The organism is bacterium, assembly GCA_023145965.1.
GTDB lineage: Bacteria > UBP14 > UBA6098 > UBA6098 > UBA6098 > UBA6098.
In genome coordinates this window covers 1-15,565 of the sequence record JAGLDC010000043.1, presented here as the reverse complement: position 1 = coordinate 15,565, position 15,565 = coordinate 1, and the positions used below count along the sequence as shown (strand labels likewise).

Genomic DNA, 15,565 nt, shown 5'->3' with positions numbered 1-15,565 from the left:
CGTCTCGTTTTGCAGTTTTATGTTCACATTCCGGGTGTTATATTTTCTGATGGTTTTCTCAAGTTAAGAGATAAACTTCTTAAATCTGGGACTGTTTTAAAACCCATGCCCGACGAGTCATGGAGTTCGGAGGGACATGTATTTATTGTCCATACTGCGCATAGCCTGGGTGTCGATGAGGAAGAACTCCTCGAAGCGGCACAAGATATGCTCGACGAGATAATCGAAATGGAATATACAGCTCGCGCAGACATTATGGCTAAAGCACGAAACCAAATTGAAAATAAAATTTTAAGAGGTATAGGTGTCCTAACACACGCAAAAATGATAGCCCTCAAAGAGGGTTATGCCCTCGCAAACGCCCTCAGGCTTGGCGCTGCAGAATCTATAATCGGAGATACAATCGATATTATATCTGCTACCGAACTCTATTTTGTGGGCCAGAAGATTCATCTTGCAAGGCTTGTAGGCAAGAGCGACGCATTTATTGAAGATACTAATAGAGCAGACCTTTTTAGAAGCTACCTCAAAGAGGGGGATTAATGTTCAGAATTTGGTGCCGTTCTAAGATATCGAACGCAAAACTTACCGGTGTCGAACTTGAATACGAAGGAAGTATAACTTTACCTCCAGAACTCATTAAAGCCGCAGACATGCTACCCGGTGAGCGCGTCCAGGTCGTCAATATGAACAATGGCGACAGGCTCGAAACATACATAATCGAAGGATCGCCGGGGTCCGACGATATCCTGCTTAATGGCCCGGCAGCCAGGCGCGGTATGCCGGGAGATAGAGTTATGATTCTCTCGTATGCTATCGGCGTGGATAACGAGGTTGGACCGCCTAAGGTTCTATTTCTTAATGGCCACAATAAACCTACTCAAAAGGAATAATGATGATCGGTGTGGTTATACTTGCAGCCGGAGAGGGCAAACGCATGAAGTCAGATAAGGCCAAGGTTCTCGTCGAGGTTGCTGGAAAACCTATGATAAACAGTGTAATCGACACCGCAAAAGGCCTCGACCCGGAAAAGATAACTGTCGTAGTCGGCAATAAAATGGAGCAGATAATCGCCCATCTTCGTAATGAAGGCTTGGTTTTCTGTGTTCAACTTGAACAGCGTGGAACAGCCGATGCGCTCAAAAGCGCTCTACCTCCCTTCGATGGTTTCGATGGCGAGATATTGGTGCTTTGCGGCGATACACCTTTCATCAAAACCGATACGCTGAACAAACTACTTCAACATCATAAATCGACAGGAGCCAAGGCCACCGTACTCACGGCTATACACGAAGACCCTAAGGAATATGGCCGAATAGTTCGCGATAGCCAAAATAATTTTATGTCTATCGTCGAATTCGCAGATGCCGACGATACAATTCGAGCTATTAAAGAGGTCAACGGTGGTATCTATGTCTTCGATTCGAGCATGCTTTGGCCCACGCTCGAGCTAATCAATACAAAAAATACCCAAGGCGAATACTATTTAACGGATATTTTCTCTATCTTGATAGAAAAAGGTGAAATAGTATCGGCTGTTCCCGTCGATAACCCAATAGAAACTGCCGGGATAAACCGATTTGAACAAATAGCCGAATACGAGGAACTTTTCACCGATAAGTATTAACCAAACATGGAGGGACTATGTTTAAAAAAGGGATTGTTTTTTTTCTGCTACTAGTCGGAACCGTTATTTTGGCTCAACAGGTTGAACCATTCACTGCCGGCGAAGGTGCGGCAATCGAGATTTACGAGACAGCCTTACCGCTTCTTGAAGCCTGTGAGATCCTCATCGAAGATATAAACGAGATCGAGATGGATTTCAAGGAAATAAAATCTATAGCTAAGGATCAGGATATTGATCTCGATCCCATCGAAGAGGAGATTATCGCGGACCCGAATATGACTCGCTGGGCAATTTCCGCACTTGAATTATACTCCAAAGATAATCTAGCTCTTTCTGAAAGCGCTGAAGAACCAGACTCTAAAACCGCATTCTTCAATGCCGGACTCACAGCATATAAACAAGCTGCCATTCTCGATATTTTGATATCGACATGGGCTCCGGACGAAGAAGGGGAATAAATGAGTGAAGATCACCTCAAATCGCGAGTGATCAGTATTCATAATTTTTCCCGCTACAAATGCAATAATTGCGGTATCCCGATACTCCTAAAAAAGGTTTCCGGAATACTTTCAGCTAAACTGGACGAAAACTCTGGTAAACTGTATATCATATACGACCTAGACCTAACCTCTTATCGAGACATCGAGAAAATCTTAAGTCTTATTGGTTGCATCCCCGATGATACAATCTGGCAACACCTCAAAGAGAGTTTCATCCGCTTTGCAGAGGTTAACGAAATATCTAATCTCGAATCGAAAAGCAAAACCTATCCCTATTCTCCAATGAAGGAGATGGACGAGCTTTTGGACTCGGAATAACCGTTTGAATCTGATTTGATTTAGCGAAATGCTATCGAATAGCAACCATTCATATCACTATTCTTAATGAAGTGGATAGGGATTTTAGCTTATATCTTCCTTGGCTTGGTTATGCTCGAGACCTTCGATAATAGATAACCAATGATAAACTCCTCTTTAAAATCTGTGGCTTCTACCCTTTCCAAAATATGATTATCCAGAGTCACACTTTTCTGAACCTTGCTACTGAAATAATTGGCTTGAATTTCACGCAAAATGGAATATTTTAAGCTGAACAAATTAAAAGATTATAACTTATTGGAATAATATGGCTGGTAACCTATTTAAAGAAGCCCTTAAAAAAACACGAAAACTCCTGAATACGCGCGTCGAGGACCTTTTTGTTGCCGGAAGAACACTCGAGATAGATGAACTCGAAGACCTCGAGGAGGTCTTAATCTCCTCAGATGTCGGTGTCGAAACATCTTCCGAGATCGTCGAACATATGAAAGAGGTAGCGAGGGCGAATAAAATTCCTGAAGGTGGCGCTAAACAGCTACTCAAAAGTGAAATAAGTAAAATAGTCCACGAAAAGGGCCAGAAAAGATTCGAGCTTAAAGAAAATCCCCATGTAATATTGCTTGTGGGAGTAAACGGCACAGGTAAAACGACATGTGCCGGTAAACTCGCAATGAAATTAAAAAACATGGGCGCAAAACCTCTTCTCGCTGCAGCGGATACTTTCCGGGCTGCAGCCAGTGAGCAGCTTGAGATATGGGCTGAACGCGCAGGTGTCCAGATCGTTCGGTCGAACCTCGGAGCCGATCCTGCATCCATCGCCTTCGATGCAGTTTCTAAGGCCCTAGCCGGCGACTTCGATGCTGTCGTTATCGACACTGCAGGCAGGTTGCATACAAAGATCAATCTCATGGAAGAGTTGAAGAAAATATCGCGTGTGTGTGCTAAAAAGATTCCGACAGCACCACACGATGTCTTCCTCGTCCTCGATGCTACAACAGGCAACAACGGCGTTACTCAAGCACGCCTTTTTAACGAGGCTATTGGCCTTACAGGGATTATTTTAACCAAATTAGACAGCACCGCCAAAGGCGGTATCGCTCTTGCAATAATGCGCGAAATAGGCGTTCCGGTTGTTTTTGTGGGGGTTGGGGAGAAGATCGAAGACCTCATTGAATTTGACCCGGACGAATTCCTAGAAGGACTCTTTGGAAATTAAGGAGGAAAAATGGCGTTACTGGGTATAGGTCTTTTTGCTGGATTGGTCACAATTATCCTCAGCCTGGCAAGAGATGAGGCTTTGCGAAAATGGATCAATAAAAATGAATTCGAAGAATCCATGGAGTTCGCTTCATTTCCTGCCAAACCACATCCAATATACCATTTAAGGCTACTGTTATGGATCGGATTGGTGCTGATTGGCTTATCTTTCGCTTTGCTTTTCTTCACTGATCTTCTTTATTGGACTGTCGGTTTTCTCGTTGCGGGTATGCTACTTTTCTTTGTCTATGATGTGATCGGTGGAAAGGAAAGAACAAGTATAGTCGTTTTGCCCGATGGTCTTCTCTTCGAGCCTGTGAAATCCGACAGACCAAAATTCTTCACACCTTACAGCAATATCGAAGCGATAGAGGAAAATTCCTCCGGTTTATCGATAATCCTCAAAAAACCTAAACTGTCGAACAGGCTTCCGATTAAAACTCACTCAAAAGAGGAAGTTAAAGCAAAAATAAGCAGTGCTTTAGCCAAATTCAAAGCCAATCGCTAATTGCTGATTTAACCGAGTAACAACCCCCGGGAATTTGTCAAATAATATTGTCACCGCTAAAAAGTAGTTGACTGAATTCTCTAGCTTCCATATATTCACCAAGTTAATGTGTTATCGAATTTAATTGAATTCACCTTGGCAAGGAGCGGAATATGCATCGCAGATTAAATCCGCAAATCGTAAGACTATTTATAGTCCTTTTTGCATTGATATTTCTGAGTTTTGGATGCTCTAAAGACGAAGACGAAGGCACCACCACTGACGGCACCTCTTGGGACTTAATTGATACATATATTATGGAAATTCCTGGAGCAGTTTGGCCACTGTCCTCAGGAACCGTCCTTGTGGGTGCTGATTACGAGACGGTTTATCATTCAACCAACTCAGGAAGAGGCTGGAGCAATACGGTTCTTGACAATACTAAAGACCGCATGGCCCTAGATTTGTTCTTCACAGATACTCGCGGCATAATGATAGGCGAGCGCGGCATGCTCTATACAACGACCGATAACGGCCTTACATGGACAGATGCCGCTCCTGCACGTGTTGCCGATGATGAGATCGACCTCAAGGACATTATCTATCCCGCTACGGGCGAAACCAACCCGCTTTTTATCGTTGGACAGAATGGCACATTGCTTGAATCCTCCGATGGGGGCGCATCATGGTTCGATGTCGAACTCGATATTCTCGTAGCCGAATCGACAATGGTCATCAATGATTCCACAGGCGATACAACCTGGGATTACACTCCAGTTTATCTTAATCAGGAAATCGTCAATTTCACCGGTGGATTCGCGCCAAATGCCTCAATAATCTACACAGTCGGAGATACATTGACCATCGACGATGAATTCTACCTCTATTACTCGAAAAATAGCGGAACCGATTGGAATATTTTGACCATTCCCCTCGAAGGAGCATTCACTGAGTGCTACTTCTCCGACGATACTTCCGGTATGCTTTTTGGAGCCGATGGTGGAATTTGGAAGCTCTGGACAACCAACGATAGTATAAGATATTCAAATGTAGCTATTCTTGGAAGCGGGAAGAATATCACAGAAGTGGAATTTACTACACCCGAAATTGGTTGGGTAATCGGAACTGGTGGTTTGGTAGCTAAAACCACGAACGGCGGAACAAACTGGACTTCAATGGACGTCGATGTTACCGGCGCTATATCCGACATCGGGTTTTTAGACACGGATGAAGGATGGATTGTCGGCAACGATGCTTCTCGCGGAACCGGTGCTATTAAATATACCTCCGACGGAGGAGCTAATTGGTTCTTTAAGAGCTATGGCTTGGGCCTAGCTCTATATTCCGTTCACTTCATCTCCAACACCGAGGGATGGATTGCAGGAAAAGCCGGAAGGATCGCACACACAACAGATAGCGGTCGTATGTGGATCCATCAGGACGCTAATATGGATAAAACCTTCCAGGATATATTCTTCCTCGATGCTAACCATGGCTGGGCTGTCGGATTCTCCACTAACAACTATCTCGATACTACAATGACCATACTCAGGACAACCGATGGCGGCGAAGAATGGATATCGCTTACCGACCTCGAAGGCCAAAGGCTTAACAGCATCATTTTTACCGACGCAAACAACGGTTGGGCAGTAGGCAATTATGGCCTTATTATTCACAGCATTGATGGTGGCCTCACATGGACAACTCAGGACGCAGGAACACAAACCGAGCTATTCGATTTGAATGTAATCGATAATCAGACAGCTTTTGCAGTCGGGCAAGCCGGAACAATTCTCAAAACAACTAATGCCGGAACAAACTGGACACTTCTCCAAAGCGACACCGAGCAAAGCCTTACAGGCATCGATATGCTTAACAGCAACACCGGCTACGCCTGCGGAAGTATGGGCACCATCCTCAAAACGACTAATAGTGGAAGTTCTTGGGAAATTCTCGATTTACCAAGCTATTCTGGAACTATATTCAAGTCCGTTGCTTTTATAAACACTGAAGTTGGGTGGGCAGTTGGCAAGTTCGGCTACATTCTCCACACTGCCGATGGCGGTGAAACATGGTATCGCCAGGAAGCCGGCTTCAGCGAGGATGCTTTGAATGACATCTTCATCCTCGATTCACAGCATGCCTGGATCGCCGGCGATGCTAGTATTCTCATGGAATTAAGACAATAAAATTCTATACATACAAAATAAAAAAACCCTCGAAAGAGGGTTTTTTTATTGAAATACTTGTCTAAATAAATATTATCCTAAGATTTACCTTGAGACAATTGTTTTTAAAATCATTTATGCCTGAAACATATCGGGCTTCACGACACTTCACAAAAGCAGTGTTACATCACTCTATACCGATTTATGTTTTGCACTTCACATTAATCCTTGCTTTTTCTCTCCAAAGCGCGCCCTTACTCCTAGGGAATTTAGTCATACCCGAAAACAGAGTGATTTACGATGCTGCTAACCAATTAATTGCACTAAATCTGAGGGGAATGGGCCTAAAAGGAGAAAGTTTTTTAGAAAATATAACGCCATACGCTCATTCTATTCAAACCTTAGACCTTTCGGATAACCGATTCACAAAGCTCGATCTTTCGCCACTTAAAGAGGCTATTAATCTTTTTTCCTTCGATCTTTCCTGTAACAAAATAAAGGAGGTTAACCTAACATCCCTTGGTGGTTTAAGTAACCTTGCTTTATTGAATTTATCCGGAAATCGTATCGAGAAAATCGACCTTCACCCCCTCTCCGAATGCTCAAAACTGAGGATACTGTATCTTCACCAAAACAGAATCAGTCAAATCGACCTAGAGCCTTTGACCTTTTGCGAGAATCTTAAAACCCTATGGCTTTACAATAATTCTCTTAGGGAGTTTTGTGCCGAAATTTTAAAGAAAATGAAATATCTTGAAGAATTAAGGATAAACGGAAATTGTTTAACAGATGAGTGTTTGGCTAAATTGAAGGAATGTTTTAAAACCAGCGATAATATACAAATAATCTTTTAAACTCACTTTTTTTCTGTCTTCAAAGGCCACAGAATTATTCCCCCGATAGCTATCATCAAAGAAAGGGAGCATACCGCACCGCGATATGCAACTTCGGAACCGAATTTCGATAGCGACCACACTACACTACCCCAGATCAATGGACCAATTATTGCGGCGGTTTTACCGGACAATGAATACAAACCGAAAAACCTACCGATATTTTCTCTCGGCGAAAGCTCGATTAAAAGTGGTCTTGTCGAAGTCCAAACTCCACCGAGAAGAATCCCGACTATAGCGCCAAGAATAAAAAATAGAATCTGGCATTTAACAAATGCCAATGCAATAAGCGAAATAAACCAACCAATAAGAACACCAATAAGGGTGTTTTTAGAGCCATAACGATCGACAATGCACCCAAAAAACCAAGAGCCTATAGCTGCAAAAACTGTAGCAATAACAAAAAACGGAATCTTCATGCTGTCGTCTAAACCTATAACCTTTTCAGAATAGATTCCCATAAACAATATTGCGGTTTCTATCCCTTCTTCAAAAAATAGCTTGCTTACAAGGAATCTTCGAATACCGGGGTATTTTTGAGTGTCTTTAAGTGTCTCTATAATTTTTTGAAATGGGTTTTTATCTGTTTTTTCGGGACGCAACGGAGGAACTTCTTTTAGGAAAAGAAAAATTGGAAGAGAGAAAAGCGCAAAAAGTATAGCACTAGGCACAAAAGTAGCAATTCTGCCGCCAGCTTCAATAAAGGGTATTTCAAGTCCAAAAATTGAACCCTCATTGAAAGGAAGAACAAATATCATTCCCACTATTGACCCGATATAACCAATCGCAACTCCCAAGCCACTTATGCGGCCATATCTGCCCGGAGACGCAATAGAAGGCAAAAGAGAGTTATAGAATACAAGCCCAAGTTGATAGGCTACATTGGTGATTACAAAGAGTGCGAGTAATCCAAAAATTAAATTCTTGAATATTGGAAATGTTAGGCCAATAGCCGCTGTGCCTAAGCATGAAATAACAGTGGCAACAAAAAGAAAAATCTTGCGATGGCCTATACTATCTGTAAGTTGGCCTAAAAATGGAGCGGCTACAGCTACTATTAGCATAGACACGCTGTTTGCCACAGCGACATAGATATCGGGAAAGCCAAGATTTGCAACAATTAGAAGCGGGAAATAAAGCGATACGACATTCATCGAATAAATTGTATTCGCGAAATCATACATGCACCACGAAAGAACCTGACCTCTTCGCGTCGTTAAACCCTCTTTTTCGCGCTTACAAACCAAGTTCGCCGCTTATGGACTTCATAGCTTCTAAAGTGATGCTTACGAACTCCTCTAAAGGAATACCTATTTTTTCGCATTTTGCTATCTGATCGCGGTTAGCACCGGCAGCAAAACGCTTTTCGCCAAACCTCCTCATAACAAAATTGGTATCTAGCGATTTCAGGCGCTTTTCGGGATGCATTAATGCCGCAGCTACTATGAGTCCTGTTAAACCATCGACAGCATGAAGCGCCCAATCCATTTTTGTTTCAGGCGGAAAAGCCTCGTGATTTGGATGCGCACGAACAGCCTGAATAACATCGTAATCCACATCATTATCCTTAAGAATCTCAGCCGAAATCAACCCATGATGAGGAAAATCATTCTCGGTTTGGTCGTAATCAAGGTCGTGAAGAAGTCCTGCTAAAGCCCATTTTTCCGCGTCTTCCTCCAGTTTCTTCGCAAGCGAGGCCATGGCGACCTCGGTTGCAAGCATATGCTTGATAAGGTTCTTCTTCTTGACATTTTGTTTTACAAGTCTTAAAGCATTTTCCCTGTTCATAATCAACTCCTTTTTTTTGAAATATAATCCGAGCAACCTTCCTGCGCAAGAGCGTTCATCGTTTAGCAAATCCTGGATGATGTGCCGGCGCCGAACTCATTAGAACATCTAGCTTAACTGATAAATTTTGCCTTGAGTTCGGCGCACCGACACTCCTCTTTATTGAATATAGGAAAATTCTCAAATTGACAAACTCGATTTTTTAATATATTTTATGCAAATGAGTTACATTTCATCAAATTTAGAGGATTATCTCGAGGTCATAGGAAAACTTGTCACCGATGGCAAATCGGCTACTGTCAGCGCAATCGCCAGAATTATGGGCGTATCGAGACCATCGGTTACACAAATAGTCTCTAAAATGATAGAAATGGGATTGGTTCAGCATGTTCCTTACGGCGATGTCAAACTCACAAGCTTCGGCGAGGAGATCGCTCAAAAAATAGCTCGAAGACACAAACTCTTATTTAGATTTCTTAGAGATCTATTGAACGTGCCCCCTGATATTGCTGATAAGGAAGCCTGCGAAATCGAACACTCTATTGGCCCTGAAACAACATTAAGATTGGCGGCATTCGTTGATTTCATCGATAGTTTCCATGGAACGCCCGAATGGCTGGACCATTTCCATGAATTTTTAAAAACAAATGAATTACCCTCGATATGCTTAAGCTGTAAAAATTTAGTCGAGAATAAGAAGAAAAATGGCAAAATTAAATAATAAAAAAATACTCTTGGGGATTACAGGATCGATTGCGGCCTATAAGGACTATGAAATCGTCCGCGCTCTCATAAAGGAGGGCGCTGCAATTAAGGTTGTTATGTCGAAAAACGCAACGCGCTTCGTTTCACCCCTTACCCTCGAAACCTTAACTGGCAATCCGATCACGGTAGATTTATTCGAGAAGGGCAGCGATAAACTGGCACATATTAATCTATCCGCCTGGGCGGATATCTTCCTGATTGCGCCAGCTACTGCCAATTTCATCGGCAAAACAGCATCCGGCATCGCGGACGATGTAATAACATCGACCTTTCTGGTTTTTGAAGGCAAGACAATTATCGCTCCCGCGATGAATAATCATATGTGGGGCAATCCTATAGTCCAAAATAATGCATTGAAACTCAGGGAAATCGGAGTCGAATATGCAGGCCCGGGAAAGGGTTTCCTTGCTTGTGGAGATTCAGGTGAAGGCAGACTGGCCGACATCGGCGACATACTATTCGCTGTTGAGAAAGCCTTCGTGAATAAACCCGCTTCAACAGGTAAAAAGATTCTCATTACAGCCGGCCCTACGCGCGAGTTCATCGACGATGTTCGGTTTCTATCGAATCCCTCAACCGGCAAGATGGGCTCAGCCCTTGCTAGAGCTTTCGCCCTTCACGGCGCCGATGTTGTTCTCGTTAGCGGTGCCACCGAAACTCCTTCTATCCCTGGGGTTGAAATAATTCAGGTTACGTCGGCCTCAGATATGGCTGAGGCTGTATTCAAGAAAGCTAATGAAGCGAATATCATCATAATGACAGCCGCAGTAGCCGATTGGAAACCCGAAAAAGAACCCGGTAAAATCAAAAAAGGGAACAAAAAAACCTGGAAACTCGAACTCACAAGAACAAAAGATATTCTTTCCGAACTCGGAAGGCAAAAAGGCGATAAATTCATTATGGGCTTTGCCGTCGAGACCGAAAACGAAATCCAAAATGCCAAAACTAAACTGAAAAATAAAAATCTGGACCTTATCTTCGTTAACAATCCCCTTGTCGAAGAAACAACTTTTGCTGCTAATACTAATGCCGGCTTTCTAATTAGCAAAGACTCACAAGTCACTATCGAACGGCTCGATAAAGAAGAACTTTCTATGTTCATAGTGGAGACCATTAGAAAAATGACAGCTTAAAGAAATAGAAGTTGACGAGAGAAAATGGACTGTTATCTTGTTTAGATTGATTAATAACAATTGAGGGACTATGCGAATTATCGCTTTACTTTGTTTTCTAGCATCAACTTGTTGTCTGTTTGCCGAAATCATCTCTTTCGACAACGGCCTAACCGAGGTAGCAATGGATGACTCTACCGGAAGATTCAGCATGGGGACTCCGGACGGCGACCCATATATTCAGGGGTTTCCCTCCTCGGTCGAAGGTGGATATGTCGTCATTCGAGTCGAGGGCTCCAGCTATTCCAATAAACCGGGAATTGGCACTCCTCTTACTCTACTCGACGAGGGTAGAATTCCAGAGGATTATTATATGACAATTCAATGGATAAGAGATCCCATTCGCCTATGGCAAAAATTCTATCTAATGCCAGAAGATTCACTTGATGCTTTCTGCAATATCGAGTTGCTAGCTTACAACGATGATGCCGATTCACACGCCGTGGGATTTAAGATATTTATCGATGCAACAGTCGGAGATAATATTAACCCCATTCTCGAATTTGCCACCGGAGTCCAAAACACAACATGCAAATTCCCGGGAGGGACAGTTCCAGCCTATTGGACTCTCTATGAAAACTCCATTCATCAAGATACATCCTATGCCCTCGCTCAAGGCGTCCCATTTGGAAATGAAATGATATATCCAGATGAGGTGGCATTCGCTAATGCCTCAGACCTCGATATAGCCGACTGGTTTTACACCTTCTTTCCCGGCGATGATTTGACCGACCTTGCCATATCATTCAGATGGGATAATATCACCCTCTCGCCATATAGCTGGTATATTGTGCAAATATATTACGGCGGAGGTTACCCCAGTTTCGGAATTAAAGAAATAAACAAACGCCCAAATACCCTCTCTCTGGGTCACCCATATCCAAATCCATTTAACGCGCAAGTTAGCGTCCCTTTCGAAATCATCGAACACCCACACTTTATTAGCTGGAACATTTATAACCTGAACGGAAGGGTTGTGCGACACTCAGAACCGGAGAAACTCGAACCGGGTGATTATAAGGTCTCGTGGGATGCAAGAACGGACTACGGACAGGAGGTCGGCTCGGGCATATACCTTTTTACCATGTGGGCTGATGGTGTTCGTTATTCTAAAAGGCTTATTGTTCTTGAATAAAGATAGCGTAATTTTTTTCAAGGCCGCGCTTAGACGCGGCCTTTTTACTACCAAATACTTCCAAATACCGTTTATTCTTGATTTGCTCGCTTAAATTCGCTATTTATTAATAGATAAATATTATAATGCGAAGAGAGTGATGAATTCCGATACACAAAATAATGGAAACACCGAAATAGAGTTCTTTAATAATAATTTTTTCGTTTTCGGGGATATTCTGGAAAACCCCCACCAGCTTCTTAACGAAGAAGGTTTTTTCGTGGAGCCGGTCGATCACGATAGCAATTTCTCGATGGTTAATAATACCCAAACCATCAGCCATTTCAATCGACCTTCCCACGAGCGGAGCAAAAACCTATGTCTCCTGCAATATTAATTAACACTGGAGATAATACAGCACTCCGAAATCATCAATCTATGTAAATCGACTTGTTAAATATTCACAGTGAGAAAAGGCAAAGTTTATACCTAAACAAGAAAGAATGGAAATACCTCTAAGAAACAAAACACACGAACTTCCTACGGATTCACACTGGCTCTCGGCTATTTTTGAAAATATGCCGTTGGGTCTTTTGCTTGTTTCCCGCGATGGTTCTATCGTCCGTGCTAACGATAGTTTCCTGAAGGCTTTTGGATGTGATTCCGTAGAAAAAAAACAACTCTGCGAAAAACTCGAACCATGGGGCTCAATAGAGGGTTTCTGTAAAAGATTCTCCCATTGTATCGAAAAAATCGCAGTGGAAAGAGAGATATTCGAGCTCCCCGATGGCAGATTCTTCGAGGTTATCTTCGTCCCGGTTAAAACTAACGAGCATCTTACTAGTGTGCTTATTTTATTCGAAGATGTTACTTCGGACGAGATTGCAACTCAAAGACTCGATGCTATCATCGAAATCTTCGATGAAGCCATCGTTATACTCGATAAAGATTATAAGTTCGTCTGGGCAAACAATATCTTCAAACGAATGTTCACAGCCAAAGAGGACTTTATCGGCAAAGCCTGCTACAGCATCTTCAAAGATAAAGAGGATTTTTGTAAAAGCTGCACGGTTAGAGATTCTTTCGAGAAAGGTATTCAGCATCTTTGTTATCAGACAACAGTTTTAAAAGGCAAAGCAAAAACCTTCGAGATACTTACAGGCCCTCTGAAAAATAAGACTGGCGAAGTTATTCAAGTAGTGAAGATAATTCGTGATGTTAGTGATAGAGAACGAGTTGTCAATGTCCTCGCTAATACCAAAGAACGCCTTGAAAATTCGAATGTTCAGCTCACGAGACGAATCGATGAACTTGCTATGCTGATGGAACTATCAGAAGCACTCCAAGTCGTCGATAATTTAGATGACAATCTGCATATCTTCCTAACTGCTGTCACAGCACATGAAGGATGCAGTTTCAATAGAGCATTTCTTTTTTTAGTCGATAAAAGAGAAAAAAAACTTGTCGGGCGCTACGCCGTGGGGCCATCGAGTCCAGAGGAAGCTGGCCGCATCTGGTCAGAACTAGCTTCGAAAAAAGTAAAATCTTTCTCCGAAGCCCTGACCACCTACCAAATGGCTATGGCAAAGGGAGACATCGAGGTTAATTCGATAATTCAAAATTTGAAATATAATATCGACGACCGCGAGAAGCTGCTTATTCAAGCACTGGACAGCGCTACACCTCAAACCTACACCGATGCCTTCAACAACGAAGTTACCCGCGAATTCGCCAAATCCATTAAAAGCGATAGCTTTGCTACCGTGCCGCTTTTTGCTATGGGAAGACCGGTTGGTGTTCTCGTGGTCGATAACATCATTACTAAAGCCGAAATCACCGACATAAATCTTAAATCGGTGAGAATGCTTGCTGGCCATGCAAGCCTTGCAATCGAACGAGGCATTCTTACTAGCAAAATAGCAGACCAATATGAAAAGCTTCAATCCACATATAAAAAACTACGCGAAAACCAGGAATTGCTTTTAAGAACCGAAAAGCTATCAGCCATAGGTAAACTCGCCGCACAGATGGCACACGAAATTCGCAATCCCCTGGTGTCGATTGGCGGTTTCGCACGAAATATAGCTAAACACGCCCCTACTGGGTCGAGTATTCTTAAAGGTGCTAGCATTATACTCGAAGAAACAAATAGGCTCGAGGACATCGTGGACGACGTCCTCTCCTATTCGAGGAGCATTAAGCCAAATCTTAAAAACTACCCATTAAACAGCATTATCAAGCGAACTATCGAAATGATCGAAGACCAATTCCTCCAAGCCAATATTACGGTCGAGTTAGACCTCGACCGCAATATTGGCGAAGTTAGTCTCGACCCGGACCAAATTAGGCAAGTTCTTCTCAACTTGTTTAAAAATTCTATCTCGGCTATGGCAGAAGGTGGAAAACTTAGCGTCAAAGCCATATCTATGGGGGGATTCATCTGGATCGATGTCTCTGATACAGGAACCGGTATTCAGGGGGACAACAAAAAGAAAATCTTCGAACCTTTCTTCACAACTAAATCATTGGGCACCGGACTGGGACTATCTATCAGCTATCAGATAATTGAGGCCCATCAAGGGATGATATGGTTTTCAACAACTCAAAATAAAGGGACTACATTCCATATAAAACTCCCAGCAAAACTGGGATAGAAAAAGGAGGACCATATGGCAAAAATACTAATTGTCGATGACGAAGCCAATATTCGCGCACTCTATGAAGCCGAACTCGAAGATGAGGGCTATGAAGTACACTCGGTAGGCTCCGCACAGGAAGCGCTCGACATTATTTCCATTGAAAATTTCGACCTCGTCATACTAGACATTAGAATGCCGGGAGAAGACGGGATATCAGCTTTAGAAAAGATGATGGTCAAAAACCGCAACCTTCCTGTGATAATAAATTCCGCCTATCCGGCATACAGGGATAATTTTCTCACTTGGTTAGCCGAAGATTATATCATTAAATCCTCTGACCTTAGCAATTTAAAGAATAAAGTCGCCGAAACCCTCAAAAAAAGAGGTAAGGATTGAGCGAAACCGAAACTAATTGGCGAAAAAAAACGCTATTCTTTATCATCGTGATATCGGCTTTACGATTAGCTGTTTTACCGGCGATGAATCTTATGCCTCAGGATGCCTATTATTGGCAATATGCCAAACATCCGTCAATAGGGTATTTTGATCATCCTCCAATGCACGCTTTTACCGCTATACTTACTACCTCGATTTTTGGGGATAATGCCTTCGGGATAAGATTAGGGCCTTGGCTTTATAGTCTCGGTATTTTGATCCTTATATACAATCTTACCCGAAGGATTTATGGAGAAAGAGGTGCTTTCTGGGCTGTTATACTTGCCGGAGTCACACCGCTTTTCAGTATTGGGAGCGGCATACTCACACCCGATCCTCCCTTGCTATTCTTCTGGACACTTGCGATCTATCTCGGATGGAGAACAATAACCGAAAATAAAA

The 15,565-nt window shown here is 42.7% G+C and carries 18 protein-coding genes; 15 read left to right on the top strand and 3 right to left on the bottom strand.

What is annotated here, in order from left to right; translation table 11 throughout:
* The 9 genes from KAH81_05175 to KAH81_05135 form a co-directional block, all read left to right on the top strand.
* A partial coding sequence (locus KAH81_05175; GenBank protein ID MCK5833047.1) for a hypothetical protein occupies window positions 1-543 on the top strand: 543 nt, incomplete at its 5' end.
* Window positions 543-893: an aspartate 1-decarboxylase gene (locus KAH81_05170; protein MCK5833046.1), complete on the top strand. Its 351-nt coding sequence runs from the start codon at window positions 543-545 to the stop codon at window positions 891-893. The genes KAH81_05175 and KAH81_05170, both read left to right, overlap by 1 nt.
* Window positions 893-1,627 carry an NTP transferase domain-containing protein gene (locus KAH81_05165; protein ID MCK5833045.1) on the top strand — a complete coding sequence of 245 codons (735 nt, stop codon included), beginning with the start codon at window positions 893-895 and terminating at the stop codon, window positions 1,625-1,627. The genes KAH81_05170 and KAH81_05165 overlap by 1 nt, the downstream gene beginning before the upstream one ends.
* 17 nt (window positions 1,628-1,644) lie before the next feature.
* Window positions 1,645-2,085, top strand: a complete 441-nt coding sequence (locus KAH81_05160) for a hypothetical protein (GenBank protein MCK5833044.1) — start codon at window positions 1,645-1,647, stop codon at window positions 2,083-2,085.
* Window positions 2,086-2,445, top strand: coding sequence for a hypothetical protein (locus KAH81_05155; protein ID MCK5833043.1), 360 nt, complete (start codon window positions 2,086-2,088; stop codon window positions 2,443-2,445). It abuts the gene before it with no gap.
* A gap of 307 nt (window positions 2,446-2,752) precedes the next feature.
* Entirely contained in the window at window positions 2,753-3,661 is a 909-nt protein-coding gene (ftsY, locus tag KAH81_05150) for a signal recognition particle-docking protein FtsY (GenBank protein ID MCK5833042.1), read from the top strand.
* A gap of 9 nt (window positions 3,662-3,670) precedes the next feature.
* On the top strand, window positions 3,671-4,210 hold the full coding sequence (locus tag KAH81_05145) for a hypothetical protein (protein ID MCK5833041.1): 540 nt from the start codon (window positions 3,671-3,673) through the stop codon (window positions 4,208-4,210).
* A gap of 152 nt (window positions 4,211-4,362) precedes the next feature.
* On the top strand, window positions 4,363-6,378 hold the full coding sequence (locus tag KAH81_05140) for a hypothetical protein (protein MCK5833040.1): 2,016 nt from the start codon (window positions 4,363-4,365) through the stop codon (window positions 6,376-6,378).
* A 116-nt stretch (window positions 6,379-6,494) separates the two neighbouring features.
* Window positions 6,495-7,211: a leucine-rich repeat protein gene (locus KAH81_05135; protein MCK5833039.1), complete on the top strand. Its 717-nt coding sequence runs from the start codon at window positions 6,495-6,497 to the stop codon at window positions 7,209-7,211.
* Window positions 7,212-7,213: 2 nt separating this feature from the next.
* On the opposite strand, the gene KAH81_05130 is transcribed toward KAH81_05135, so the two are convergent.
* Window positions 7,214-8,497: an MFS transporter gene (locus KAH81_05130; protein ID MCK5833038.1), complete on the bottom strand. Its 1,284-nt coding sequence runs from the start codon at window positions 8,495-8,497 to the stop codon at window positions 7,214-7,216.
* Window positions 8,487-9,038: an HDIG domain-containing protein gene (locus KAH81_05125; protein MCK5833037.1), complete on the bottom strand. Its 552-nt coding sequence runs from the start codon at window positions 9,036-9,038 to the stop codon at window positions 8,487-8,489. The genes KAH81_05130 and KAH81_05125 overlap by 11 nt, the downstream gene beginning before the upstream one ends.
* Before the next feature lie 220 nt (window positions 9,039-9,258).
* Here KAH81_05125 and KAH81_05120 point away from each other — a divergent pair, with 220 nt between their 5' ends.
* The 3 genes from KAH81_05120 to KAH81_05110 all read left to right on the top strand — a co-directional run bounded on the left by KAH81_05120 (window position 9,259) and on the right by KAH81_05110 (window position 12,110).
* On the top strand, window positions 9,259-9,759 hold the full coding sequence (locus KAH81_05120) for a metal-dependent transcriptional regulator (protein MCK5833036.1): 501 nt from the start codon (window positions 9,259-9,261) through the stop codon (window positions 9,757-9,759).
* On the top strand, window positions 9,743-10,936 hold the full coding sequence (coaBC, locus tag KAH81_05115) for a bifunctional phosphopantothenoylcysteine decarboxylase/phosphopantothenate--cysteine ligase CoaBC (protein ID MCK5833035.1): 1,194 nt from the start codon (window positions 9,743-9,745) through the stop codon (window positions 10,934-10,936). Before KAH81_05120 ends, coaBC begins: the two co-directional genes overlap by 17 nt.
* Before the next feature lie 70 nt (window positions 10,937-11,006).
* Complete coding sequence (locus tag KAH81_05110) at window positions 11,007-12,110, top strand: T9SS type A sorting domain-containing protein (GenBank protein MCK5833034.1); 1,104 nt, start codon at window positions 11,007-11,009, stop codon at window positions 12,108-12,110.
* A gap of 106 nt (window positions 12,111-12,216) precedes the next feature.
* On the opposite strand, the gene KAH81_05105 is transcribed toward KAH81_05110, so the two are convergent.
* Window positions 12,217-12,450 (bottom strand): hypothetical protein, encoded by a 234-nt coding sequence (locus KAH81_05105; GenBank protein ID MCK5833033.1) that lies wholly within the window; start codon window positions 12,448-12,450, stop codon window positions 12,217-12,219.
* A 142-nt stretch (window positions 12,451-12,592) separates the two neighbouring features.
* Between KAH81_05105 and KAH81_05100 the strand changes: the two genes are divergently transcribed.
* The 3 genes from KAH81_05100 to KAH81_05090 all read left to right on the top strand — a co-directional run.
* Window positions 12,593-14,743, top strand: a complete 2,151-nt coding sequence (locus KAH81_05100; GenBank protein MCK5833032.1) for a PAS domain-containing protein — start codon at window positions 12,593-12,595, stop codon at window positions 14,741-14,743.
* A 15-nt stretch (window positions 14,744-14,758) separates the two neighbouring features.
* Entirely contained in the window at window positions 14,759-15,124 is a 366-nt protein-coding gene (locus tag KAH81_05095) for a response regulator (protein MCK5833031.1), read from the top strand.
* A partial coding sequence (locus tag KAH81_05090) for a glycosyltransferase family 39 protein (GenBank protein ID MCK5833030.1) occupies window positions 15,121-15,565 on the top strand: 445 nt, incomplete at its 3' end. The genes KAH81_05095 and KAH81_05090, both read left to right, overlap by 4 nt.

Coding starts and splice junctions, on each gene's coding strand:
- KAH81_05170 (MCK5833046.1), top strand. CDS start 543: ATGTTCAGAATTTGGTGCCGTTCTAAGATATCGAACGCAAAACTTACC.
- KAH81_05165 (MCK5833045.1), top strand. CDS start 893: ATGATGATCGGTGTGGTTATACTTGCAGCCGGAGAGGGCAAACGCATG.
- KAH81_05160 (MCK5833044.1), top strand. CDS start 1,645: ATGTTTAAAAAAGGGATTGTTTTTTTTCTGCTACTAGTCGGAACCGTT.
- KAH81_05155 (MCK5833043.1), top strand. CDS start 2,086: ATGAGTGAAGATCACCTCAAATCGCGAGTGATCAGTATTCATAATTTT.
- ftsY (MCK5833042.1), top strand. CDS start 2,753: ATGGCTGGTAACCTATTTAAAGAAGCCCTTAAAAAAACACGAAAACTC.
- KAH81_05145 (MCK5833041.1), top strand. CDS start 3,671: ATGGCGTTACTGGGTATAGGTCTTTTTGCTGGATTGGTCACAATTATC.
- KAH81_05140 (MCK5833040.1), top strand. CDS start 4,363: ATGCATCGCAGATTAAATCCGCAAATCGTAAGACTATTTATAGTCCTT.
- KAH81_05135 (MCK5833039.1), top strand. CDS start 6,495: ATGCCTGAAACATATCGGGCTTCACGACACTTCACAAAAGCAGTGTTA.
- KAH81_05125 (MCK5833037.1), bottom strand. CDS start 9,038: ATGAACAGGGAAAATGCTTTAAGACTTGTAAAACAAAATGTCAAGAAG.
- KAH81_05120 (MCK5833036.1), top strand. CDS start 9,259: ATGAGTTACATTTCATCAAATTTAGAGGATTATCTCGAGGTCATAGGA.
- coaBC (MCK5833035.1), top strand. CDS start 9,743: ATGGCAAAATTAAATAATAAAAAAATACTCTTGGGGATTACAGGATCG.
- KAH81_05110 (MCK5833034.1), top strand. CDS start 11,007: ATGCGAATTATCGCTTTACTTTGTTTTCTAGCATCAACTTGTTGTCTG.
- KAH81_05100 (MCK5833032.1), top strand. CDS start 12,593: ATGGAAATACCTCTAAGAAACAAAACACACGAACTTCCTACGGATTCA.
- KAH81_05095 (MCK5833031.1), top strand. CDS start 14,759: ATGGCAAAAATACTAATTGTCGATGACGAAGCCAATATTCGCGCACTC.